This is a genomic window from Veillonella intestinalis, assembly GCF_943193155.1.
Taxonomy (GTDB): domain Bacteria; phylum Bacillota; class Negativicutes; order Veillonellales; family Veillonellaceae; genus Veillonella_A; species Veillonella_A intestinalis.
In genome coordinates this window covers 196,504-222,735 of record NZ_CALPDB010000001.1, presented here as the reverse complement: position 1 = coordinate 222,735, position 26,232 = coordinate 196,504, and the positions used below count along the sequence as shown (strand labels likewise).

The following is a 26,232-nucleotide window of genomic DNA, read 5'->3' as shown; positions in this document are numbered from 1 at the left end:
ACTATTTCTAACTTCTAACTTTTAAATTTAACTCATTAATTCTATTCTTATCTGACTACTTATTTATTATTGTATAAAAAAGCTCACAAAGTCAATATATTAACTTTGTGAGCTTTTCGTTTTATTTTACAACAATATTCACAATTTTATTTGGAATAATAATTACTTTAGCCACTGTTTTATCAGTAGTAAATTCTTTTACTCGATCCAAATCTAAAGCTAATGCTTCTAGTTCTGCTTTAGGCATGTCTACAGGAATTGTAATCTTATCACGAACTTTACCATTAACTTGAATAGCAATTTCAATTTCATCAATTACCAGAGCAGCCTCTTCATAAACAGGCCAATCTTGTTGATGAATACTACCTTCAAAACCAACTTCATGCCACAACTCTTCTGTAATATGTGGCGTAAATGGAGCTAAAAGTAATAATAATTTTTGTACTAATTCATTAGCTAACTCAGCTTGTACTGTTTCATGAAAGTCTTTGAACTGGTACATTGCATTAACTAATTCCATAATACTTGAAATAGCCGTGTTAAAGTTGAATTTACCATCTAAGTCTTCAGTAACCTTTTTAATTACACGGTGTAATTCACGACGTAAAGCAAATTCTTCTTTTGATAATTTTTCACTGTGTCCTTTTTTAGCCATTTGCTGATAAGCATCAACAATACGCCATACACGATTTAAGAAACGATAGGAGCCTTCTACCCCTTCATCGCTCCAATCAAGATCACGTTCTACTGGAGCAGCAAATAAAATGAATAAACGAGCTGTATCAGCGCCATATTTAGCTACAATTTCTTCTGGTGAAACAACATTGCCCTTTGATTTAGACATCTTGCTACCTTCTTTAAGAACCATGCCTTGAGTCAATAAGCCTCTAAATGGTTCATCATAGCTAACAAGACCTAAATCATGAACTACTTTTACAAAGAAGCGAGAATATAACAAATGCAAAATAGCATGTTCAATACCGCCAATATACTGGTCAACATTCATCCAGTAATCAGCTAATTTTTTACTAAACGCTTCTTTATCATTACGAGCATCTGCATAACGCAAGAAATACCAAGAGGAATCAATAAACGTATCCATCGTATCGATTTCACGATGTGCTTCGCCACCACAGCAAGGACAAGTAGCTTTTACAAAGTTTTCAGATGTAGCCAATGGAGAGATAGCACCACCGTCAAATACTACATCTTCTGGCAAACGCACTGGCAATTCTTCTTCAGGTACCAATTGTTCGCCGCACTTATCGCAGTATACTACTGGAATTGGCACACCCCAATAACGCTGACGTGAAATCAACCAATCACGCAAGCGATAGTTCACCATTTTGCGTCCAATACCACGTTCTTCAAAATGCTTAATAATGGCTTCACGAGCATCAGCAGATGTCATGCCATCATATTCACCAGAATTAATGAGCACGCCATCTTCATGAACATCACTCGTCCATTCATCAAAAGTCCAATTGTGCTCTTTGTTTTGAACAACAGGAAGAATTGGCAAATTATATTTACGAGCAAACTTATTATCTCGTTCATCGTGAGCTGGCGAACCCATAACAGCACCAGTACCATAATCAACTAATACATAGTTTGCAATCCAAATTGGAATATCTTTGCCTGTCATTGGATGTTTTGCATACGCCCCTGTGAAAAGGCCTTCTTTTTCCACCTCAGTAGAAGTACGATCAATTTCATTTAAATTGCGCACTTTATGAATGAACGTATCTAATTCGGCCTTATTTGATTTATTAGCAATTAATTCTTCCACATATGGATGTTCCGGTGCTAATACAATATAGGATACACCATAAATAGTATCTACACGGGTAGTATACACTTCAATATTTTTATTGATTTCAGGAATTTCAAAGGCAAATTGAGCCCCTTCACTGCGGCCAATCCAGTTTTTCTGCATTGTTTTAACTCGTTCTGGCCAATGATCGAGGGTATCTAAATCAGCTAATAAACGATCAGCATATTCAGTAATCTTCAAGAACCACTGTTTAAGGTCTTTCTTCTCAACCTTATTGTCACAACGCCAGCAAAGACCATCGATAACCTGTTCGTTAGCCAATACTGTATGACAATGATCACACCAGTTAACTTTAGCTTCTTTTTTGTATGCTAAGCCCTTTTTATAGAACTGTTGGAATAACCATTGTGTCCAACGGTAGTAATCTTCTTTACAAGTAGCAACTTCACGGTCCCAATCATAAGAAAGACCTAGTTCTTGTTGCTGACGCTTCATATTCTCAATATTTTCAAGCGTCCATTTACTTGGAGCAATGCCATGTTTAATAGCTGCATTTTCAGCAGGCATACCAAAAGCATCCCATCCCATTGGATGAAGTACATTAAAGCCCTTCATTTTTTTGAAACGGGCCACCACATCACCAATGGAGTAGTTACGCACATGCCCCATATGTAAGTTCCCTGATGGGTATGGGAACATTTCTAATACATAATATTTTTCCTTATTTTCATCATACTCTGTCTTAAAAGACTTATGTTCAAGCCAATAGGCTTGCCATTTTTTTTCAATATCCTGGGCTACATATTTTTCGTTCATGCCACAGCCTCCTACACTCAAATTCCTCTAAAACCTGCTCCGTATCGTTAAACTACAAGTCTTAAATTTAATTATATTACTAATTGTCAACTACCGTCAATATGAGAATATAGTCACTCTGCCTTATCCTATTTCTTTCCTTTAGGTTTATCTATTTCTTTCCCTTAGGTTTGTCTATTTTTTTAGTTTTCGTTGCTGTAAACTCTTTTGCCATATACTGACGGAACTCTGGTGTTTCAAACCCTTTGCGCCACGCGGCAAAGCCTGCTAGTTTAAGTTCAGGGATTAAATTTAATTTATACTGCATAGACATTTCATCTTCAAACCAAACTTCAGAAATTGTTGATTTTTTATTACGTAAACCGCCAGCTATCCGTGGCTCACGACCAGTTTCGGCATACGCAATTAACATTTCACCTAAATTATCATTGCCAAAACGAAGATAATTTACCTTTAACTCATCGTCCCAAGTAACACGATCATTATATTTTGTTTTAAGAGCTTCTGCTTCAGCCATCGGCAGCGTACGACTCTTTGCTGGCCCATAATGAACCTTACCATTAGCATCTACAGAGATTGTTTTCTCCCAAATACGCATATAATATGGAATCCCCAGTACCAATTTTTCAGGAGATATTTCACGAGTTATAGCCGTTGCATTTTCTTTAACCCAAGGATACGACGCAACTGGACCTGCTATTTTACTCCCTGCCGGAGTCTCATCATAAGCCATAAGAACGACATAATCTAGTAATTCACCTAAATGCTTACGATCATATACAAGCGACCAATTCTCACTATCTGAATAGCCTGTTACATCCATAGAAACAAAAAGATTGGCCTCATGTAAACGTTTCACTAAATAGGACACAAAACTTGTCAAATTAGTTTTATCTTTATAATGAATATTTTCAAAATCTAAATTATAGCCATCATAGCCATAGGTTAATGCATAGAGAACTAAATCATCACCAATGAGCGACCAAGATTTTTCATTATTCAGTATTCGGCTTGTAAAATCAGGATTGAATGTATTTGTCACTAAAGGCCATACACGATATTTTTGATCCTTGTATTGATTTACATACGCTAATTGAATATTAGGCTTTACTGTTAATCCTTTTTCACTAATGTCAAACCAAGTTGGAGATATTATGGACGTACTCTTTTTAGCCAATGGCCCTTCATATGCAGTAGTAACAAAAGGATCAAAGACCCAAGCCACAGGACCCTGAATTTCTTTCCGCTCTCCTAAAGGCATAGAACCTAATGGCGCCGATAGTTCAATCCCCTGTTTCGTCTTAGTCGCCATCACACCAATAGCCGGTGAAATACTATTCATATCAACATATAACTGCCCGTCTAGCGTAGTGGTTGCTAACTGAATCTTGCGCTGTCCTTGCCGTGTATCACCAGCATATAACATATCTCCAGCTCGCCGTGGTACAGGTAGTTGTACATATGGTTGCCCTTTTTCAGAATTTATTGGATTTAGATTTACTTGCTTATAAATCGCTAGTGGCACATAAAGATGCTTACCATCCTGTATAGCCAATTCCTCTGTTGGTGATACTTGCCCATATAATGTGCGCAATAAAATAGGCTTCGTATTTACTGCACTGAAAGTACCACTATTAGCAGTCGTGCTATCTTTCGTCACAACTACCTTTGTTTTATCTTTTGATGTAACCGCAGGGGTGGCTTCCTTTGTAACAACTGCATTACGACCTTCTTTTGTAGAAACTACATCAGTGCTTTCTTTAGTTACAACCACATTAGTATCTTCTTTAATAGTAACTACATCAGTGCCCTCTTTAGTGGCGACCACATTAGAACATTCTTTAGTTACAACCACATCAGCGGCGTCTACCGTAGTAACTCCAATAGCTAATGAAGCAATGACTAAAGCACGTAACATCTTATATTTCATAGTACATCCTTTCATTCTATCTACCATTATCTAACTTACTTTATAGTTAAAAACAACTTTAAAATAATGGTAGTTTACTCCACATGATATGTATCATAGGTCCCCAATAATTGTAAAGAAGTTGCTAAAGACCTTAGTTCTTCTAGCGCTTCCTCAATTTGAGACCCATTGTGGGCAATTTGTAAATCTAAGAAAAATTTATAATCTCCTAAGCGCCCTTTTGTAGGACGAGATTCTATTTTAACTAAATTAATTTGTCGTTTAGCAAAAATACCAAGGCATTCCCAAAGAGAACCAGGGCGAAGACCATCTAGTTCACATTGTAACGATACTTTACCTGAAACTTTAGTACTGTCAAAGCCTATTTCATAACTTGGCTTCACTAAAATAAAACGCGTTAAATTAAACGCATTATCTTGTACTTCATCGGTCAATTTAAGGAGCTTATATTGCGCGCCCATAGCTTCACCGCCAATAGCTCCTAATGAAATATCTCCTGTAGACGCCACTATATGTGCGCCCTCTGCCGTAGAGGTAGTCACATGCTGAGCCACTGGCAGTATTTCTTTTAAAAAGTGCTTACACTGTCGTAATGCTTGTGGATGCGAATAAACAGCCTTTAAATTTTGTAAATTCGCCTTAGGAAGCCCCCATACATAATGACGAATCGGCATACTAATTTCTGCTACAATTTCTACATGTTCATGGTCTGCCAAGTAATCCATCGTCGTCAAGACCGTACCACCTAATGAATTCTCTACTGGAACAAAAGCATAATCAACCTTGTTCCCCATAGCCTCTTCAATGGCTTCCTCGATAGTATGAGCTGCCTCAGTATACACAGTCCAACCTTGCCATTGACAAAGACGATGTAGTGCTTCTTCAGTAAAGGTCCCTCTAGGCCCTAAAAAAGATATCGTTTTCACATTCATCGTCTCCTCCCAATTTGCCTCGCTAATGCCATAGCCCCACTCATACAATAATTTTTATTATAACATATGCCCTTTTTATTGTCATAAGAATAGACCTCCGTTATAATGAAAGAGATATTAATTACAGGAGGTTCCTATGCATCAGTATTTATTCTATATCGGTGACTTTCCAGTCCGAGCTTACGGACTACTTTTATCGCTAGGCATTTTTTGTGCCGCTGCCGTTGGTTATTTCTTGTTAAAAAAGGATGGCCGTGGCTGGCATGTCCACATGGTGGATTTTGCCATTTATACAGGCATTGCCGGCATTATAGGGGCCCGTTTATGGGATGTCTTTTTCTTTGACTGGCACTATTATCAACATCATCTACTAGAAATTCCCTTCGTTTGGCAAGGTGGCATGGCTATTCAAGGTGGTGTTATTTTAGGTACCTTAGTCGGCATTTGGTATGTAAAACGACAAGGTATCGATCCTTGGGCATTTGCTGATATCTTTGCACCAGCCCTCATTCTAGGTCAATCCGTAGGGCGCATGGCCAATCTTATGAATGGCGATGCCTTTGGCCACCCTACAGGCGGAAATTTTGGGATTCTCTATCCTGAAACAACCTTAGCCTTTAAAACGTATGGCGCTCAGCCCCTTTGGCCTGCCGAAATCTGGGAAGGCCAAATTGATATCTTAATTTTTGTTATACTTTTACTATTCAATACAACTAAACATAAAAAAGGCCAAACTTTTGTATTATATGCTGTACTTTACTCAGCTGCTCGCTTCTTCCTAGAATTCTTGCGCGGTGACTATGTTAATCTCACTATGGGCCTAAAATCAGCACAAATGACAAGCTTAGCTGTAATAATTGTAGGCATTATCGTCTTTATTATTTTACAAATTAAAGGTAAATATGATGAGCATGTATTATTAGCCCATGAAGCCGCTGACCAAGCAGCTACTTCTAGTAATAGAGCCAAACAAACTACCAATAATCATAAAAATAATGCTACAACGACTAATAATCATAAAAATGATACTACAACAGCTAAGAAACATACTAAACGAAAATAACTACGGCTTCCCAAATTGCATACTATAGTAATTACCTTAAAAGCATATAAAGATTTCTTTATAAAATGCCCCTACTATTAGATTTATTTAGCTAATAGTAGGGGCTAATTCATACTACTTTTTAAAATGTGAGAATATAGACTCAAAATATATGTATACGACAAATTGCTTGTATTTATCACTCATCAATACTATCCTTTCAGTAAGTATATCTTTTTTACAAGAACGCACAATTTTGTAAGGTACTACCTAAAATGAAAGTATTCATCTGATTACTAATCTTAAGTTACTATGGACTCTTATATATTATTTTATATTTATTTCTTATAGTATTTCCCTATATAAACGGTTAAAGCAATTAGTGTATAAGCATCGAAGGACAGAATAAAAGGCGTCACATTAGCTACGCGCATAATTAAATGAACATGTAAGCAAATAAGTAAAATACCAAGAACAATGGCCCTATGTAGCCATCGACATAATTTGGAAGGACGTAACGTCATCATACTTACCATCGCACCTACTACAATGATACCGCCACTTATGCCTGTATATACAATCTCCTCATGCATAGAGAAGCTCATATAATAGTGTATCAAACCAAGCAATACACTCAATGGCCCCAATAGGCGATGTAAATGCAAACTAAAACCTGGCCAAACTTTCGAGGTCATTTGATTTATATAGCTAAGTCCGCTCATTAATACAAGCGCTATTAACCAGGCTACATAGGCTAGAATCGCTATATCATAACTGAGTAAATTATACGTCGTTTCCACCAAGCCTTGACTTAAAAATAGCATTAATGGTAAGGCAAACCCAACAGTAAGTAAAATAGCTACCACTAAAGTTTGTCCATAACGAGCTAAATTCATTTGTAACTCCCCCTACTTCTTCTTTTTCTTCATAATAAAACAACAATAGGCCCTCCAACGTTAACGCAATACATACTGAACCTTTGTAGGAACTACTATTAGCTTACCGCTTGAAGTTAACTCAAAGTCAAGCCTATTTTCAATCAATATTAATAATAAAAAAGCAATCAATATTATCCTTTAGCCTTCCAAAGACTTTAGGTATACTGATTGCTTTTTATTTTGATTTTTAAAACTGGTAATAACCGACAATTAATGACTAGTTACTACTGTACTATAAATAAAACTCTTATTCCTACCCAATTATAAAATGTAATTAGATAAATCTACATCCTGTACAATAGTTCCTAATCGTTCTTCTACCATTTCAGCTGTAATAGTTACATCTACTTCCTCTGCTGGTGGCGCATTAAAGGAGATATCTTGTAATAATTTTTCTAAAATTGTATGCAAACGACGAGCCCCAATATCTTCTGTTTCATTATTGACGCGATATGCCAATTCAGCAATTTTATCAATAGCTTCTTCTTTAAAGTGAATGGTTACTTTATCCGCTTTCAACAACATATGATACTGTTTTAACAAGGCTTGTTGTGGTGTTGTTAAGATTTCTTTAAAATCTTCTTGTGTAAGACTGTTTAATTCTACCCGAATTGGGAAACGACCTTGTAGTTCAGGAATTAAATCAGATGGTTTAGACACATGGAAAGCACCTGCTGCAATAAACAAAATATGTTCCGTTTTAATAGGTCCATATTTAGTATTAACGGTAGCCCCTTCTACGATAGGTAAAATATCTCGTTGCACCCCTTCACGCGATACATCAGGGCCTGATTGTCCATTACGAGCTGCTATTTTATCAAATTCGTCAATGAAGACTATACCTTCTTGTTCCGTTAATTGAACCGCACGGTCATTTACAGCATCCATATCTAATAATTTTTGTGCTTCTTCTTGGATGAAGATTTTACGGGCTTGTCCTACCGTAGTATGACGTTTTTTCTTTTTCTTAGGCAATAAATTACCAAACATTTCTGAAATATCTGTCCCCATACTATCAGGAGCTCCGTTTAAGGGCATAGCAAAAGCTTTCGCTTGCTCTTCTACTTCAATTTCAATCTCACGGCTATCCATAAGACCGTTTTTTAATTGTTCGTAGAACTGAGTCCGCTTCTCAGACATTTCTGGCGTTTCTGGCTCTTTCTTTTCTTCTTCTTTTGTTTCATCAGGATTAGCAAATAGCATTTCTAAAGGATTTGTCATCTTTTTAGAAGATTCATTTTCCTTTTTAGGCCAAAGAATTTGTAATAAACGCTTATTAGCTAATTCTTCTGCTTTTTCTTGCTGGCCTTCCATCATTTCTTCTTTGACCATACGAACAGCATTTTCTACTAAATCACGAATCATTTGATCCACATCACGACCTACATAGCCAACTTCTGTGAATTTAGTAGCTTCCACCTTAACAAAAGGTGCTTTTACCAACTTAGCCATACGACGAGCCAATTCTGTTTTACCAACCCCAGTAGGGCCAATTAAGAGAATATTTTTTGGCGTATATTCTTCACGTACATCTTCTGGTAACTGTTTAGCACGCCAACGATTACGCAAAGCAATGGCTACCATTTTTTTGGCTTCTTTTTGGCCAATAACATATTTATCTAACTCGGCCACAATCTGGCGAGGTGTAAAATTGTTACTATCCATTCAATCCTCTCCTATATCTTATTTAAGTTCTTCAACGATAACATTGTGGTTAGTGTATACACAAATATCAGCAGCAATATGCAATGCCTTTTCAGCAATTTCACGAGCATTTAAATCCGTATTACTAGCTAATGCCCGCGCTGCCGCTAATGCATAATTACCACCAGACCCAATAGCACAAATTCCATCATCAGGCTCAATAACTTCACCATTACCCGATACCAATAAAATTGTCTTGCCATCCGATACTAACAATAGGGCTTCTAAATTGCGCAACATTTTATCACTACGCCATTCTTTAGCTAATTCAACAGCACTGCGCACTAACTGACCATTATACTGATTTAATTTAGCTTCAAATTTATCAAATAAAGTAAACGCATCAGCTACAGAACCAGCAAAACCAGAAATCACTTTACCATTATATAGGCGACGAACTTTTTGGGCCGTGTTTTTCATAACTACACTTTGCCCCATTGTAACTTGTCCATCACCAGCAATAGCAATTGCATCATTACGTTTTACAGCGCATATGGTAGTGGCATGAAATTCTACACTCATTCTAAATGTCCTCCTTAAGGGTTGCTAAGGTCTCTAACGCCCGTTGAGCAATAAGACCATTTTTTTCTTTTTTCTTGCGGACCTTAGTAGGCCATGGTTCCATTATACCAAAATTAATATTCATTGGTTGGAAGTCAGAACCTTCATATTCGCTAATATAGTGACTTAATCCACCTAGTGCTGTTGTTCTAGGGAAACTAATTCCTTCTTTGCCAGCTAATACACGACTTACCTGAATACCTGCCATTAAGCCTGAAGCGGCAGACTCTAAATAGCCTTCTACCCCTGTCATCTGACCAGCAAAGAACAAACATGGATCTACTTTTAATTGGAAAAATTCATTCAATAGTGTAGGTGAATTAATGTATGTATTACGATGCATAACACCATAACGAACAAATTCAGCATTTTCTAAACCTGGAATCATAGAAAATACTCGTTTTTGTTCGCCCCATTTCAAATGGGTTTGAAAGCCTACTAAATTAAACATAGTAGCTTCTTTATTTTCTTTGCGAAGTTGTACTACTGCATAAGATTCTTCACCAGTCCGTTTATCTACTAAGCCAACGGGCTTCAAGGGACCATAGCGCAATGTATCAATACCACGGGAAGCCATAATTTCTACAGGCATACAACCTTCAAAATATTGTTCTTTTTCAAATTCTTTTAACTCTGCCACTTCAGCCGTTGTTAAAGCCTCCCAAAAGACCTTGTATTCTTCTTCAGACATAGGGCAATTTAAATAATCTGCATCCCCTTTATCATATCGCGAAGCAGCAAATACTTTATCATAATTTAATGACTCTGCGGTCACAATCGGAGCCGCCGCATCATAGAAATAGAAATCGCCAGTGCCAGTCTTTGCTTTTACTTGTTCAGCCAATGCTTCGGACATTAAAGGCCCAGCCGCTACGATAACGATTCCATCAGTAGGTAATTCAGTCACTTCTTCACGTACAACCGTAATCATAGGATGATTTGTTAAACGCTCAGTTACCATTTGACTAAATAAATGTCTATCAACCGCCAGTGCGCCACCAGCTGGAACCGCTGTAGCATCAGCACAAGCCATAATAATAGAATCAAGTTGACGCATTTCTTCTTTTAAAAGACCCACTGCATTTTCAATATTACCAGCCCGTAGTGAGTTACTGCATACCAATTCAGCAAACTGTTCCGTATGATGAGCTGGCGAAGTTCGTTGTGGCCGCATTTCATATAAGGTAACAGGAATATTGCGTTTTGCTAATTGCCACGCTGCTTCAGAGCCTGCCAAACCTGCACCAATAATCGTAACTTTCGATGTAGTCACAATAGCCTCCTTTATATTATGCTTCTGTATCAGAAGTCTTTCTTGTTTTAGATGTTTTTGATTTAGATGTTTTTGATTTAGATGTTTTAGTTTTAGTTGTTTTTAATGATTTACTTTCTTTACTTGTTGTAGCTTCTTGAGTTGTTGTAGCTTCTTGAGTTGTTGCAGCTTGAGTTGTAGCTTGAGTTGTTACTGACTCATCAACTACAGTAGCTTCTTCAGCTTTTTTCTTGCGAGTTCGCTTTTTAGGCTGTGTTGGACAGGTTTCATTAGAACAGAATTTCTTAGTTGTTCCATTTTTATATGTTTTTTCTGTCATAATGCTACCACAGGTTTCACAAGTTTCATTAATTGGCTTATTCCAGAGCGTAAAATCACAAGCCGGATAACGATCACAACCATAGAAAATACGACCACGCTTAGACTTACGTTCTACAATGGTCCCTTCTTTACATTTTGGACAGGTCACGCCAGTACTTACAGTAATCGGTTTAGTATTTTTACAATCTGGGAAATTAGAGCATGCTAAGAAGCGTCCAAAACGGCCAAATTTATACACCATTGGACTGCCACAAAGATCGCACACTTCATCACTTTGTTCATCAGCAATTTTTACCCGTTCTACTTCATTCGCTTCATCTAGCTCTTTAGCAAATACAGAATAAAACTCATTTAAAACATCTTGATAGGTTTCATCACCACTGGCAATTTCATCAAGATCTTTTTCTAAATGGACAGTAAAATCTACATTAATGAACTTTTCAAAATGTTCAATTAAGAAATCCACTACTACAAAACCAAGTTCAGTTGGAATAAACTGTTTATCTTGTTTCTCTACATAATTACGCGTCATAATCGTATCAATAATAGGCGCATATGTACTTGGACGTCCGATACCACGCTCTTCTAGCGTTTTAATTAAGCTTGCTTCTGAATAACGAGCTGGTGGTTGCGTAAAATGTTGCTGCGGATCAACAGCTGTATTTGTCACAACTTGCCCCGCTTCCATACTAGGGATTAATTTTGGCTCCTCCCCATCCTTTTTAGTATCTTCATAAACTTCAGTAAAACCTTTGAAGATAACTTTACTGCCAGAAGCTCGCAAAGTATAGTCTCCGCATGCTAATTGAGCCGTTACAATCTCCGATTGTTGTGGCGCCATTTGGCTCGCCATAAAACGATTCCAAATTAAAGTATATAATTTTAATTCATCTTTACTCAAAAATGGCTCTACCATTTTTGGCGGTAATTCTAAAGTCGTAGGTCGAATTGCTTCATGCGCATCTTGGCTACTTTCTTTCGTGCCAAAAACATTAGGTTTTGCTGGGTAATACTCTTTACCAAAATGGCTAATAATATACTCTTTCGCAGCACTTTGCATTTCTTGCGCGATTCGAGTCGAATCAGTACGCATATAAGTAATTAAACCTACATGGCCATACCCACCAATTTCAAGACCTTCGTATAAATGTTGCGCAATCATCATTGTACGCTTAGCCCCAAAATTAAGCTTGCGTACCCCTTCTTGCTGTAATGTAGATGTTGTAAAAGGAGCTGGCGCTTTCCGTGACCGTTTGCGGCGATCAACGATGAGAACCTCCGCCGTTTGTTTGGCTAACTCAGCCTGAATAGCTAATGCAGTAGTTTCATCAGGAATAGTAATCTTTTCCTGTCCTTTATGAGTCAATTCAGCCATGAAACTTTCTTTATTGGCTGTCTCATATTGCCCCTCAATAGACCAATACTCCTCAGGAATGAAGGCTTGAATTTCTCGTTCCCGCTCACAAATTAGTCGTACTGCCACTGATTGCACACGACCAGCACTAAGACCTTTACAGATTTTCTTCCACAATAAAGGACTTAATTTATAGCCAACAATGCGGTCAAGCATACGTCGTGCTTGCTGTGCATCAACCATTTTCTTATCAATCGTACGCGGCGTTGAAATTGCTTCAGCAACAGCATGCTTTGTAATTTCATTAAAAGTAATACGACATTTTGACGCTTCATCTACGTTTAAAATATACGCTAAATGCCAAGAAATAGCTTCCCCTTCTCTATCAGGGTCAGTAGCTAATAAAATAGCTTTTGACTCGTCGGCTTCAGCTTGTAATTCTTCTATTAATTTCTTACGAGTAGCCAAATTAGAATATCGTGGCACGAAACCATTTTCAATATCAATACCTAATTGACTTTTAGGTAAATCTCGCAAATGCCCCATACTTGCTTTAACTATGTAGTCAGGACCTAAAAACTTTTCAATTGTCTTTGATTTTGCTGGTGATTCTACGATAACTAATGTCTTACCATCAGGATTATACGTCCGTGGTGGCATAGTTTTAGCAAGATCGCCTACAGCCTGCATAACAGGCTTAGCTTTGCCCTTAGCTGAAACAGCTACTTTACCTTCCAAGCGACGTTCTTCTTTTTTAGTGGTAGCTTTAGCCCCTTCTTTTTCTCCTATTACAATGGAACGTTTAATGGACAAACTGATTCCTCCCGTATTCCAAGATTATATATCCCTTTGAAGCAGTACGCTCAATACACTGTTTAAGTTCTAAGTTTAACAAACTTAAATGAAGTGCTCCTTCAGAAAGATTTGTCTTCATAGCTAATGTCTCTAATGATGTTTCATGAGCATTTGATAATGATTCTAAAATCTTTCGCTCCTCCAAAGTAAAGCTTAACACACCCATGCCGTTATGGCTACCCATTTTTTGCGATATATCTAAATCTTTCGTATTCCAGTTGTATAAATCAGGCAATTGTTCCGCCTTTGTTAGTAAAGTCGCCCCTTGTGATAATAACCAATGATTCCCCACGAAGTCATCTGTCAACACATTACCTGGCACAGTATATACATCACGGCCTTCATTGTTAGCTATATCTGCCGTGATCAATGAACCGCTACTAGCTTTAGCTTCCACTACTACGACGGCCTTGGCAATACCACTAATAATGCGATTACGCATAGGAAAATGTCCTGACTGCGGTGCTACCCCTGGGCCAAACTCGGATAATAAAAGACCACCCTTTTCTTCAATTTGATGAAAGAGTTTAGCATTACAACGAGGATAACAATGATCAAGACCACAGCCCATGACGGCAATAGTACTTCCTTTTCCCTTTAAAGCCCCTTCATGGGCATACGAATCGATACCTCGAGCCCCGCCACTAACAATAGTAATGCCATAGCGAACCAATTGCGAAGCAAAGACGGTTGCCACATTACGACCATAAGGTGTACAGTTACGAGCTCCTACCATAGCCACTTGTCTAGGGTTTTGTAGGGCCGTAATATCACCACGGTAAAACAGTACTTGCGGTGGGTTAAAAATTTCTTTTAATTGGTCTGGATAGGTTTCATCTGTAATTCCTAACACTGACATATGATAGCGCTCCATTTGGTGGGCTAACCTCTCTAAATCAATTGCCAGTACACCTTTTATTAAAGCATTCTTATAACGTGTTGCCACTGCAATCTTAGGATCAATTGCCTTATCTCGGTGAATGACCGCCCATACAGTCTGAGCATCTTTATAATAGCCTAACACTTCTTTTAAAGTAACACTCCCTACATTCGGTAATGAACCTAGGGCGGCCAACATCAATCGTTCATCTTCCATTTTTTACTCCCTCAAACAGCTATATATACGAATTTATTCCCTATAATAATCTATTTCTTATATTAATAACTTTATATCTGCTAAAATAACAATCACCTCAGCAGAATTAGCTTATGCAATCATGTAAACAGAATTAGTTCATGTAAGCACCTAGTTAAATTAGCTCATACGGTAACTCAAAGCCTCTGCTATATAATCAGCTTCAACTTTAACCGATTCATGTAAGTCCGCAATAGTTCTCGCCACCCGCAAAATTTTATCATAACTACGGATACTCACTTGTAATCGTTGAAAAACTTGAGCTAACATCGTTTCCCCTACACTAGTTAATTCACAAACATTGAGTAATTGACTATGTGACAACTCACTATTTAACAAAGCCCCTGAAAGATTCTTTTGTTTCAAACACCACTCATGAAATTGTCTGGCCTGTATGACTCGGTCTCTAATAACAGCCGACGATTCATTGTCTACATGACCACAAAACTCTTCGTATCTTGGTCGTGATACTTCAATAACCATGTCGATTCGGTCTAATAAGGGACCAGACAAACGACGTATATAATTTTCACGTTGCCAAGGCGTACAAGTACAAACATGACCATCTCCGCTGTGATACCACCCACAAGGGCAGGGATTCATAGCCATTAACAAAATAAATCGACAGGGAAATGTATAATTACCTCTCGCTCTAGCAATGTGAATAACTCCTTCCTCTAAAGGCTGACGTAATACTTCAAGGACTGTGCGTGAAAATTCAGGTGCTTCATCTAAAAACAAGACCCCACTATGACTAAGTGTTAACTCTCCTGGTTTTGGAATTGAGCCACCGCCAGCCATGCCAGCTAGCGTAATCGTATGGTGAGGACTGCGAAAAGGCCGTGCTTGTATGAGTCCTTCAACTGGTAATAAACCTGCCACGCTATAAATCTGACTCACCACTAACTGCTCTTCTTCTGATAATGGCGGCAAAATCGAAGGCATAGCTCGCGCTAACATTGTTTTACCAGCACCTGGCGAACCTAATAATAATACATGATGTCCACCAGCTGCCGCAATTTCTAATGCCTTTTTAGCTATTACTTGCCCTTGCACGTCTTTAAAATCTGATAAACATTCTTTTTCCTGCCCTCTATACATGTGTTTATTGGCTAAACAAAGGGGCGTTTTTCCTGTTACCATATTTACTAATTCAGTCAGGGTATTGGCAACAATAACATCGCCACCAAACCCGCTTTTCACTTCACTACCAATACTAGGCGCTGTATATAGAGTAGTTATACCCTTAGCACGAGCCCCCATAGCCATAGCTAAACCGCCTGTAACACCTTTAATCTTTCCTTCTAAAGAAACTTCACCAATAAAAAGCGATGTCTCGGTCAAAGTTTCTAATTCGGCCTTCTTTATTTTTACGGTACGAGAAGCAATTAATATGCCCATAGCCATAGCTAAATCTAAACCAGATCCATCTTTGCGAATATCCGCTGGCGCTAAATTAATAACGATACGTCGCATAGGAAAATCAAAGCCTGCATTCCGTATCGCTGCTCTTACACGCTCCTTCGCCTCTCTTACAGCTGCATTTGGTAATCCTACAATTTCAAAACAGGGCAAGCCCGCCGCAATATCTACTTCTACTGTTACAATTTCACTTTGCAATCCCCATAGAACTATCCCCTTTGTTTTCGCATACATCCTACTACACTCCTTTTACTGTACATTTTTATGGCAATTGAATACGCTTATATTAATTAAAGCAAACTAAAAGCACCCTTTTAAATGACGTAAATGCCGCACTGTATCAGCTACCACATATACTTCCACCACATCAAAACGAACTTTCCTATTCGCCATATTATGCATAGCCATATATAAAAGCATACTTTGCCGTATATGACGCTGTTTACCTATGTTAACGGCTTCACAAGGTAAACCATATTGTTGCGTGCGGCGCGTTTTTACTTCTACAGCGACTAAAGTGTCTTCATCGTTTACAATAATATCGATTTCACCACAATGTGTACGAATATTGCGACCTACCAAAGTATAATTGTGATGTAATAAATATTCTACAGCAACCTGTTCCCCAAACTGCCCCAACTCTAATGTTGTCAACGTATACACCCCTATCTAAGAGTTTATTTGGTTCTATTTAAGAATTCCCTTTTTACACTTGACTCTTATTGTTTAAATATACTCTATTAAGTATTTACAATATCAGTTTGTTTTTATTCTGTAAAGATAGGAAACTGCTAATATTCCTTATATTTTCTAACTAACCTCCTTATTAAAACTTGACAAAATTTTTTTATTCGTTCTTTATATCTAAGAATATTTATACATAATAAATACTATTTATTTTATCTTTGCCCTATTTACCCTCTAGCAAAATAGACAATATAAAAACCAGCCCTACTGGACTGGTTCTATAAGCATCATTCTACTTATTATTTATTATTTACTACTTGTTACTTAGTATTTATTATGTACTACTTGTTATTTAGTATTTGTTATGTACTCTTGCTATCTACTATTCACTATTTATTATCACTAGGATAGGTAAAACCTACCATACTTTTAATCGGTTCAAAACTCTTACGGTGCAGTGGTGTCACACCCTGCTGTTCTAAAGCCTCTCGATGAAGCGGGGTATAATATCCTTTATGTATGGCAAAACCATAACCAGGATACTCTGCTTCTAACGACTCCATATACCGATCTCGTGTTACTTTAGCAATAATAGAGGCCGCCGCTATGGACGCACTTTTCATATCACCTTTTACTAAAGATTCTACAGGAATCGTTAAATCAGGCAATGGCATAGCATCTACTAGTACTGCTTTAGCGGGTACTTTCAATGTCCTAATCGCTTCATACATAGCTTCTCGAGTAGCACGATAAATATTAAGTTCATCAATTTTTTCAGGACTATACGAAATACAACTAACAGCTACGGCTTGAGCCATAATTTCATCATAAATTAACTCTCGTTTATGAGGCGCAATCTTTTTCGAATCATTAAGTCCAGCAATATGTGTATGGGGTGGCAAAATAACCGCCGCCACAGTGACTGGCCCTGCAATAGGACCACGGCCTACTTCATCAACACCAGCTACTTCATAAATACCTTCTTCATAAAAACTGGCTTCATAGGTATATAAAGCTTCTAAGCGCTGTACCTCTAACAGTTTTTTCTTTTGACGCATCACATAAGCACTAGCTAATTTACGAACTGATGAACGACTATCTTCTTGCGCCCATAATAATACATCAAATTCGAATCGATTTGATTCTAATAAGGCCTTAATATCTTTTACTTTTAACTGTTCAAACTCATTTTTCGTCATTCTCTACAGTATCCTCAATTACAACGGGTTCTTCCAAGACCCCATCCAAGGTTAAATTACCTAATTTTTGATTACGGTAATCCGCCAATACAATTCGACGGGCCTTATCTAAATCAACAATGCCACCACTAACCAAACAACCACGGCGACGTCCAATAGATTCTAATAACTGCTCAGTATCTTCCAATTCTTCTGGTTTAAGTTTATATCGTTCAGCTAGTAGTGCCGGATTATTTTCTTTTACTTGACGCAATAACTGCTTCATGACTGATTCTAAATCATATACATCATCTGAAATGGCACCAGTCATAGCTAGACGAGCTGCAGCCCGCTGATCCTCTAATTTAGGCCACAAAACACCAGGTGTATCTAGTAACTCTAAGTTTTTACCAATTTTTACCCATTGCTGTCCTCGTGTATGCCCAGGCTTATCCGCCGTTCGAGTTGCAGCTGCGCCAGCTAATTTATTTATCAAAGTGGATTTACCTACATTAGGAATCCCTAAAATAATCGTACGAACGGAGCGACTGCGAATGCCTTTTTTTAACCACTTATCAATAATAGGCTGAGAAAGGCGCTCTACAGCCTTCACAAGCTGTTTATTGCCTTTACCAGACTTAGAGTCAATAGCCAATACTGTCATACCTTGTTCAGTAAAATATTCAGTCCAAGCCTTCGTTTCTTTAGGATCTGCTAAATCTGCTTTATTTAATACAATAATATGAGGCTTTTCACCAACAACCTCACTGATTACTGGATTCGCACTACTCCGTGGAATACGAGCGTCCAATAACTCAATGACTACGTCAACCTTTTTTACATATTCCTTTATCATGCGCGTGGCTTTCGCCATATGCCCTGGAAACCAATGCACTACGGGAAATATATCTTGTTTCGTATCTGCCATTACTACGCCTCCAATCGTTTATCTTTACCTTAAATATATACATACAGTCTGTAATTATACTACTAATGATTCACTTACTCTTTAATAATAATTTATATATTTTACCTGTCCTTCAGTAAAATGTCGTCAAAATTATCTCTATTTTTCAACAAAATCTAAAATTATGCAATTCGTTAATTTTAAGTAAATTTATATAAAAAATATATGAATGTATTTTAGACTAATAATTTTATTCACTCATACAGCACTTTTTTATTTACTCATACAAAATAAATTCACTCAATGAATTTAAGCAATAATTTCAGACAATAATTCAGGCAATAATTTTATTAACCATTTCATTCAATACTTATATCTTCATTATAGCAAAAAATAAAGGGCTGCCATAGGCAGCCCTCTATCTTTGTAATTAGCGTTTTTCGCGAATACGCGCAGCTTTACCAGTGAGATTACGTAAGTAGTACAATTTAGCACGACGAACAACACCACGACGCATAACTTCGATTTTAGCCAAACGTGGGCTGTGAAGTGGGAATGTACGTTCTACACCCACACCAGAAGCAATACGACGAACAGTGAAAGTTTCTCGAACGCTACCACCTTGACGGTTGATAACCAAGCCTTCAAAAACCTGGATACGTTCACGGCTACCTTCGACAACCTTTACGTGTACACGAACGGTGTCACCAGCGCGGAATGCAGGAATGTCTGCACGAAGTTGTTCTTGCTCAAGTACGTTAATAATGTTCACTTTTATTTCCTCCTTATTGTAGACATTCTTACCCATACCTCATAGGCAGCGGACTATCTCAAATTAACGTTACTATTTTATCACATACTATGCTAAAATAGCAAGCTTTATTTTCACTTTTATTTTAAAGCGCTAATATTACCAATCACAGCCATCACTTCGTAAGCTAAACGAACTAATTGTAAACGATTAGCTTTAATCGCCGGATTTTCAGCCATAACCATAACTGCTTCAAAGAAATTATTAATAGCTGGCACTAAAGTTTCAGGTAAGGACACCACTTTAGCATAATCCTTAGCTTCTAACGCAGTTTGAGACATTTCATAAGCATTAATAGCTGCTTGGAATAACTCATTTTCAGCTTTATCTTCAAATAAAGTCTCATCAACCGCTGTATAATCTACCTCTTTAACTAAGTTATACATACGAGTAAAGGCTTGTACTAATTCAACATTTTCATCAATGCGATGGTTCATAATGGCTTTAGCTAACCCATCAGCCTTGGCTACAGTAACATCCGCATTAGATAACACTAGTTCAATCACGTCATGAGGAATTTGGCGATCTAAATAAATATTTTTCAAACGAAGAATAAAGAAATGAGCCAACTGAGCCACAATTTCATCATGTTTTGCTTCATCAACGCCAAGCAAAGTTAAATCTTTACGCCATACTGGTTCTAAAGAAACATCTAAAGCACTTTCACTTAGAATATTTAATACCCCAATAGTTTGGCGGCGAAGAGCAAATGGATCTTGAGAGCCCGTTGGAATTAAACCACGGCTAAATGTAGCAGCAATATTATCTACTTTATCAATAATGCTCAATACTTTACCAGCTGGAGTTTGCGGTAATATATCGCCAGCAAACCGAGGTAAATATTGTTCAAAAATAGCTTCTGCTACTTCTGGAGACTCCCTATCTAATAGCGCATATTCTTTACCAATTACCCCTTGTAACTCAGTAAATTCAGTTACCATACCAGTCGTTAAATCAGTTTTAGCTAAAATGGTAGCTCGTTCGAGTTCTACCATAGCATCTTCACCAAGACCACAAGCTTCACCAAACTCTTCGCCAAGAGCTAATAAGCGTTCTGTTTTATCGGCTAAATTACCAAGACCTTCTTGGAATACAATCTTTGTTAAGCCTTCGGAACGATCTGCTAATGCTTTTTTACGATCTTCATTAAAGAAGAATTTAGCATCATCAAGACGCGCCCGTAATACCCGCTCATTACCAGCCGCCACTACATCAAGACTTTTACTATCCCCATTACGAACCGTCAAGAACATAGGTAATAATTTACCCTCTTTAGATACTAATGGGAAATATCGCTGATGATCTTTCATTGGTGTAATAACTGCTGCATCAGGTAAATTCAAATAACTTTCATCAAAAGTGCCACAAAGAGCTGTTGGATATTCTACTAAATATAGTACTTCTTCTAGCAAATCTTCATCCCACACAATAGCAGCTTCTTTGCTAGCCGCTAACTCTTTTAGCTGTTTAGTAATCATATCACGACGTAATTCTTGGTCGACAATGACAAAATTAGCCTCCAAGTTTTGAATGTAGTCCGCAGGATGTTGCACTAAAACACCACGTTCCCCTAAGAAACGATGACCACGGCTAAAATTAGAAGAACGAACACCAGCAAATTCCACTGGAATTACTTCCGTATCTAATAAGGCTAAAATCCAACGTACAGGACGAATAAATTTATCATCTAAATTGCCCCAGTGCATGGATTTAGGAAAACTCAAGTCATGAATTAGTTGAGGCAATACTTCTGTAAAAATATCCATCGCTGCTACGCCAGCAGTTTTAGTTTCCGCATAAATATAGCCATCTTCTACTACTAAATCAGCTACATCAAGGCCTTTACCACGAGCAAAGCCAATAGCGGCTTTAGTCGGATTGCCATCACCATCAAAGGCGATACTAGCAGAAGGCCCCTTATGACGTTCACTCAATTCTTCGGACATATCAGCCACACCATCTACTAACAATGTAATGCGACGTGGTGTTCCCATAGTACGAATGCTACCATAGTTTAAATGATGTTCAGCTAATTTATTCTCTGCTAAAGTTTTAAGCTGGGCTAAAATGCCTGGCATAGCGCCGGCAGGAATTTCTTCAGCGCCAATTTCAAATAATACATCTTTTGCCATATTACTTATCTCCTTTCAACAGAGGGAATCCTAATTCTTCGCGTTTAGCTAAATAAGCTTGTGCACAAATACGAGCTAAATTACGTACACGGCCAATAAAAGCAGTACGTTCACTAATACTAATAGCGCCACGAGAGTCTAATAAATTAAAGGTATGTGAGCATTTTAATACATAGTCATAGGCTGGCAAAATGTATCCTTCACCACAAATGCGCTTTGCTTCTTTTTCATACATTTCAAATAAAGTAAATAACATCTCTGTATCCGCTAACTCAAAGTTATATGCAGATTGCTCAACTTCATTCAAATGCCAAATGTCACCATAAGTAATGGTATCATTCCATCTTAAATCGTATACATTTTCTACGCCTTGAATATACATAGCTAAGCGTTCTAAACCATACGTAATTTCAACCGATACAGGTTTTACATCAATACTCCCTACTTGTTGGAAGTAGGTAAACTGAGTAACTTCCATACCATCGAGCCATACTTCCCAGCCAAGGCCCCAAGCGCCTAACGTTGGCGATTCCCAGTTATCTTCTACAAAACGAATGTCATGATCTTCTGGATGAATACCCAAAGTCTCTAGGCTTTTTAAATATAATTCCTGAATATTATCAGGCGATGGTTTAATAATCACCTGAAATTGATGATGTTGAAATAAACGGTTTGGGTTATCCCCATAACGGCCATCAGCAGGACGACGGGACGGTTCTACATAACAAACGGCCCAAGGTTCTGGCCCAATTGCATGTAAAAAGGTCGCTGGGTTCATCGTACCAGCCCCTTTTTCAATATCATATGGTTGCTGTGAAATACAGCCTTGCTCTGCCCAAAATTTTTGGAGATTCCAAATTATCTCTTGAAATGTCATGTCCATTCCTCCTAAACTATTATCCGTTGCGGACTATAACTTCTGTTACAATACCAAGTCCCGTTTATATTGTCAACTAAAAAACGTTGTGTATTGAGAAGTAACGTATTCTAATATTTTAAAATGCTTTTGCCTTCATGTCATATAAAAATCGTAACGAACTTAACTCCTCACCTAATTGCATCGTAGCATAGGCAAACAAACCTCGCTCTAATTCTTGCCACAAGGAACGTGGTAACTGTACCACTAAATCGGGTTGCCAATTATAATTCAAAATCTCACCTAATGCTGCTTGAGCTTTTGTAGATAAATTAAACCCTGTACTACCTTTAAACTCAGCCATAAAGCGTGTCACTCCATCCGTTTGCGCATAAGCCTTAGCCGATGGAATAAAGCCAGCTATACTCAATAACTGCCAACCTAATAAAATGACCGCTAAAGGCACAGGCTTCGATTGAATTAATTTTGAAAAACGAACCACCAAATCATATAAGGCTAAATCGACTTCGCCTTGTGCAAAGGCAGAACTAATTAATTCACCACCAAAAGCAGCATAACAAATACTATCTAAATCACTTTCAATCGAGCGAATTAAATAGATGCCATCTATTTGCTGCAACTCATAGTATTCACCGTTAGGACTCAAGGTTATATATACCTTACTAAAAGGCTGTAAGTACCCAACATTTTTTAAGGTTTGCCACCGTCGCTGAGGTATGGAACAACTAACAATACCTCGTTGTTTTGTCAAGAACGTCACTATGGAATACGTTTTACGCTTACGCCGATACAATACAATAGCATCACAATTAAGCGTCAGCTTAGCCGTACTCATGAAGATTCTTCCTCAGATAGCACCGCATCATCCTTTGGTGGCGCTGGTGTGGCTTTTAAACGGGCAATACGATACCCTTGCATTTCAGTAACTTTAAAAATATAGCCTTCCACTTCTACGGTATCACCTACTACAGGCGTACGCTCTAAAATCCCGAAAATATAGCCACCAATAGTATCTTCTTCTGGATCATTAAAGTCAACATGCATTGCATATTCAACTTCATCCACTAATACTTTACCATCAAAATCAAATGTACCATCGTCATTAATCATAACTGCTGGTAAATCATTTTCATGTTCGTCTTTAATGTCACCGACTAATTCTTCGATAATATCTTCCAAACAAACAAGGCCTACCATGCCACCATACTCATCAACTACAACGGCCTGATAAATACGTCGTGTACGCATATACTGCAATAAAACAGAGAGCTTCATAACTTCTGGAATTGTCAAAATATCCCGACGCACCAAACGTAAATCCTTACGAGCCTTCTCCTTTTGTTCCATTAAATCTTTGATATGTACCAACCCAATTACATGGTCTTTATCTTCCATGCACAGAGGGTACCGAGTATGACTTGTGGCAGAAATAATCTTTAATGTTTCTTCAAAATCATCTTCCACAAAAATGCAATCCACATCTTGACGTGGAATCATAACTTCACGCGCCATACGCTCTACAAAATCAAATACATTGCCAATGAGTTCCCCTTCCACTTGGTCTAACTGCCCTTCCAAGTGACTGCGGTTAACCATCATACGTATTTCTTCTTCTGTATGAACTAAGTCCAACTCATTCTTATATAAAGTACCAAAACTTTTTAATAAAATAGCACTTACATATTGAGCCACTAAAACAAAAGGCGTAGTAATCGCACCAAGTGCCACTACAAATTTTGAGGTCCAACGCACATAGCGGATGGGAAACGATAAACCTAAGGCTTTAGGAATAATCTCGCCAAAAGTTAAAATAATTAAAGCAAAAAGAGCCAATATAATAATATCAAAGAGGCTCGTAAGCCATTCATTATCTAAGCCTAATTGCTGTTCCCACAAATCAATGTAAGGCGCAATTAAGGAACTACCTACACTGGCTAATAAAACAATAAAAAATAAAATTAAAAATTGCGTCGTATTAATAAAGCGCTCTGGTCGTTGATATAATTTGCGCAAAAAAGTTTTAGCTTCTTCACTTAAATCTTCCATATCATCTAAATGCTCTTCACTAAGACGAGCAAATGAGAATTTAGCTAATACTAAAATATTAATCATTAACAGGCAGATTACGGCTAGCCCAACTATTAACAAGCTAGCCTCAAGGGGGGTATCGATACAAATCAGTCCTTTCTATTATTCATAACCAAATTCGGAGAGCATTCCCGATTTATTACGCCAATCTTTTTTCACTTTAACCCATAAATCAAGATATACTTTTGTCGCTAATAAGCGTTCCACATCAGTACGAGCTTCAGCCCCTAATTCGCGGAGCATACTTCCTTTTTTACCGATTATTATACCCTTTTGAGAGTCTCGTTCGCAATAGATAGTTGCACGAATATACGTCGTTCCATCAGGACGTTGCTTCATTTCATCGACATCTACAGCAATGGCATGAGGAATTTCCTCTCTTGTTTTAAGAAGAATCTTTTCACGGACAATATCCGCAATAATCAAACGCTCTGGCTGATCCGTAATCATATCTTCTGGAAAGTACTGTGGACCTTCGGGTAATACAGTCTCTAATACTTGTAGTACCTCTTGAATATTATCTTTTTCTAAGGCTGAAATAGGAATAATACCTTCAAAAGGATATAAATTTTGATATTCCACAATGACTTCTAAAATTTGTTCTTTAGATAGGGTATCAATCTTATTAATGACTAAAAATACAGGTACATTTACATTTTTAAGTTGTTCAATAATAAAGTTATCCCCTGGGCCACGCTTTTCATTACCCGCTACTAGGAATAACACGGCTTCCACTTCTTTTAAAGAATCAACAGCCGCTTTTACCATAAATTCCCCTAATTTATGCTTTGGCTTGTGAATACCTGGCGTATCCATAAACACAATTTGTTTTTTCTCATCCATATATACGCAAACAATTCGATTGCGCGTGGTTTGTGCTTTATCAGAAACAATGACAATCTTATCGCCAATTAATGCATTAATTAAAGTTGACTTTCCCACATTAGGACGTCCCACTACGGCCACAAAACCCGATTTAAAATGTTTATCTTTATTCATTATATGGTGCATCCTCCCGCACATAACCTAAATTACCTAATACAAACTCTTCTTCCTGACGCATTTCTTTTTTATCCTCGTCAGTCATGTGATCATAACCTAAAATATGTAAACAACCATGGACCGTTAAATAAGCTAATTCCCGTTCAAATGGATGTCCATATTCCTTTGCCTGTTCAGCTGTTCGCTCTAAGGAAATAATTAAATCCCCTAGCAAATGGGATTCTTCTTCGCCATCCTCTTCTTCCCCTTCATTAAGGGCAAAGGAAAGCACATCAGTAGGTCTATCAATCCCTCGATAAGTTTTATTCAAGCCATGAATATATTCATTATCACATAATAAAACACTTAATTCTTCTTCATCACTGAGTCCATATACTTTGCTCACTTCAGCACATACTTTATAAATAATATCTTCATATGCTGTTTCCATCTGTATGCCTTCTGCATAACTGATTGTTACGTCCACAATACATACTCCTTTATACTGTCTTGC

General features: G+C 37.7%; 21 protein-coding genes. 1 reads left to right on the top strand and 20 read right to left on the bottom strand.

Translation table 11 applies throughout. The features are described 5' to 3' along the window. Positions 1–121 precede the first annotated feature (121 nt). The 3 genes from leuS to pheA form a co-directional block, all read right to left on the bottom strand. On the bottom strand, positions 122–2,590 hold the full coding sequence (leuS, locus tag NFR44_RS00985; protein ID WP_251440180.1) for a leucine--tRNA ligase: 2,469 nt from the start codon (positions 2,588–2,590) through the stop codon (positions 122–124). Positions 2,591–2,741: 151 nt separating this feature from the next. Next, positions 2,742–4,520: a glycosyl hydrolase family 18 protein gene (locus tag NFR44_RS00980; RefSeq protein WP_251440177.1), complete on the bottom strand. Its 1,779-nt coding sequence runs from the start codon at positions 4,518–4,520 to the stop codon at positions 2,742–2,744. Positions 4,521–4,594: 74 nt separating this feature from the next. Then, positions 4,595–5,452: a prephenate dehydratase gene (gene pheA, locus NFR44_RS00975; RefSeq protein ID WP_251440174.1), complete on the bottom strand. Its 858-nt coding sequence runs from the start codon at positions 5,450–5,452 to the stop codon at positions 4,595–4,597. A gap of 136 nt (positions 5,453–5,588) precedes the next feature. Between pheA and lgt the strand changes: the two genes are divergently transcribed. Next, on the top strand, positions 5,589–6,515 hold the full coding sequence (gene lgt, locus NFR44_RS00970) for a prolipoprotein diacylglyceryl transferase (RefSeq protein ID WP_251440171.1): 927 nt from the start codon (positions 5,589–5,591) through the stop codon (positions 6,513–6,515). 317 nt (positions 6,516–6,832) lie between these two features. On the opposite strand, the gene NFR44_RS00965 is transcribed toward lgt, so the two are convergent. The 17 genes from NFR44_RS00965 to ybeY all read right to left on the bottom strand — a co-directional run bounded on the left by NFR44_RS00965 (position 6,833) and on the right by ybeY (position 26,205). Next, positions 6,833–7,390: a ferric reductase-like transmembrane domain-containing protein gene (locus NFR44_RS00965; RefSeq protein ID WP_251440168.1), complete on the bottom strand. Its 558-nt coding sequence runs from the start codon at positions 7,388–7,390 to the stop codon at positions 6,833–6,835. 303 nt (positions 7,391–7,693) lie between these two features. After that, positions 7,694–9,097 carry an ATP-dependent protease ATPase subunit HslU gene (gene hslU, locus NFR44_RS00960; protein ID WP_251440165.1) on the bottom strand — a complete coding sequence of 468 codons (1,404 nt, stop codon included), beginning with the start codon at positions 9,095–9,097 and terminating at the stop codon, positions 7,694–7,696. Positions 9,098–9,115: 18 nt separating this feature from the next. Continuing rightward, the gene (hslV, locus tag NFR44_RS00955; protein WP_251440160.1) at positions 9,116–9,658 is read right to left on the bottom strand and encodes an ATP-dependent protease subunit HslV; all 543 of its coding nucleotides are present in this window, start codon (positions 9,656–9,658) and stop codon (positions 9,116–9,118) included. Between the two features lies 1 nt (position 9,659). Then, entirely contained in the window at positions 9,660–10,970 is a 1,311-nt protein-coding gene (gene trmFO / locus NFR44_RS00950; protein ID WP_251440158.1) for a methylenetetrahydrofolate--tRNA-(uracil(54)-C(5))-methyltransferase (FADH(2)-oxidizing) TrmFO, read from the bottom strand. A 16-nt stretch (positions 10,971–10,986) separates the two neighbouring features. Continuing rightward, positions 10,987–13,458, bottom strand: coding sequence for a type I DNA topoisomerase (gene topA, locus NFR44_RS00945; RefSeq protein ID WP_251440155.1), 2,472 nt, complete (start codon positions 13,456–13,458; stop codon positions 10,987–10,989). Then, positions 13,448–14,596 (bottom strand): DNA-processing protein DprA, encoded by a 1,149-nt coding sequence (dprA, locus tag NFR44_RS00940; RefSeq protein ID WP_251440152.1) that lies wholly within the window; start codon positions 14,594–14,596, stop codon positions 13,448–13,450. Before dprA ends, topA begins: the two co-directional genes overlap by 11 nt. Before the next feature lie 159 nt (positions 14,597–14,755). Further along, entirely contained in the window at positions 14,756–16,291 is a 1,536-nt protein-coding gene (locus NFR44_RS00935) for a YifB family Mg chelatase-like AAA ATPase (RefSeq protein WP_251440149.1), read from the bottom strand. A gap of 66 nt (positions 16,292–16,357) precedes the next feature. After that, complete coding sequence (locus tag NFR44_RS00930; protein ID WP_251440146.1) at positions 16,358–16,711, bottom strand: YraN family protein; 354 nt, start codon at positions 16,709–16,711, stop codon at positions 16,358–16,360. Between the two features lie 422 nt (positions 16,712–17,133). Further along, positions 17,134–17,943, bottom strand: coding sequence for a ribonuclease HII (rnhB, locus tag NFR44_RS00925; RefSeq protein ID WP_251440145.1), 810 nt, complete (start codon positions 17,941–17,943; stop codon positions 17,134–17,136). Continuing rightward, on the bottom strand, positions 17,930–18,850 hold the full coding sequence (ylqF, locus tag NFR44_RS00920) for a ribosome biogenesis GTPase YlqF (RefSeq protein ID WP_251440143.1): 921 nt from the start codon (positions 18,848–18,850) through the stop codon (positions 17,930–17,932). Before ylqF ends, rnhB begins: the two co-directional genes overlap by 14 nt. A 409-nt stretch (positions 18,851–19,259) precedes the next feature. After that, positions 19,260–19,601: a 50S ribosomal protein L19 gene (gene rplS / locus NFR44_RS00915; protein WP_115309782.1), complete on the bottom strand. Its 342-nt coding sequence runs from the start codon at positions 19,599–19,601 to the stop codon at positions 19,260–19,262. 119 nt (positions 19,602–19,720) lie between these two features. Continuing rightward, positions 19,721–21,772, bottom strand: a complete 2,052-nt coding sequence (glyS, locus tag NFR44_RS00910; protein ID WP_251440141.1) for a glycine--tRNA ligase subunit beta — start codon at positions 21,770–21,772, stop codon at positions 19,721–19,723. A gap of 1 nt (position 21,773) precedes the next feature. Beyond that, positions 21,774–22,649: a glycine--tRNA ligase subunit alpha gene (glyQ, locus tag NFR44_RS00905; protein ID WP_251440139.1), complete on the bottom strand. Its 876-nt coding sequence runs from the start codon at positions 22,647–22,649 to the stop codon at positions 21,774–21,776. Positions 22,650–22,767: 118 nt separating this feature from the next. Then, positions 22,768–23,484 (bottom strand): DNA repair protein RecO, encoded by a 717-nt coding sequence (gene recO / locus NFR44_RS00900; protein WP_251440137.1) that lies wholly within the window; start codon positions 23,482–23,484, stop codon positions 22,768–22,770. Next, positions 23,481–24,791: a hemolysin family protein gene (locus NFR44_RS00895; RefSeq protein WP_277612523.1), complete on the bottom strand. Its 1,311-nt coding sequence runs from the start codon at positions 24,789–24,791 to the stop codon at positions 23,481–23,483. Before NFR44_RS00895 ends, recO begins: the two co-directional genes overlap by 4 nt. Positions 24,792–24,839: 48 nt before the next feature. Continuing rightward, positions 24,840–25,736 carry a GTPase Era gene (era, locus tag NFR44_RS00890; protein WP_251440133.1) on the bottom strand — a complete coding sequence of 299 codons (897 nt, stop codon included), beginning with the start codon at positions 25,734–25,736 and terminating at the stop codon, positions 24,840–24,842. Further along, complete coding sequence (gene ybeY / locus NFR44_RS00885) at positions 25,729–26,205, bottom strand: rRNA maturation RNase YbeY (protein WP_251440130.1); 477 nt, start codon at positions 26,203–26,205, stop codon at positions 25,729–25,731. The genes era and ybeY overlap by 8 nt, the downstream gene beginning before the upstream one ends. Positions 26,206–26,232 lie beyond the last annotated feature (27 nt).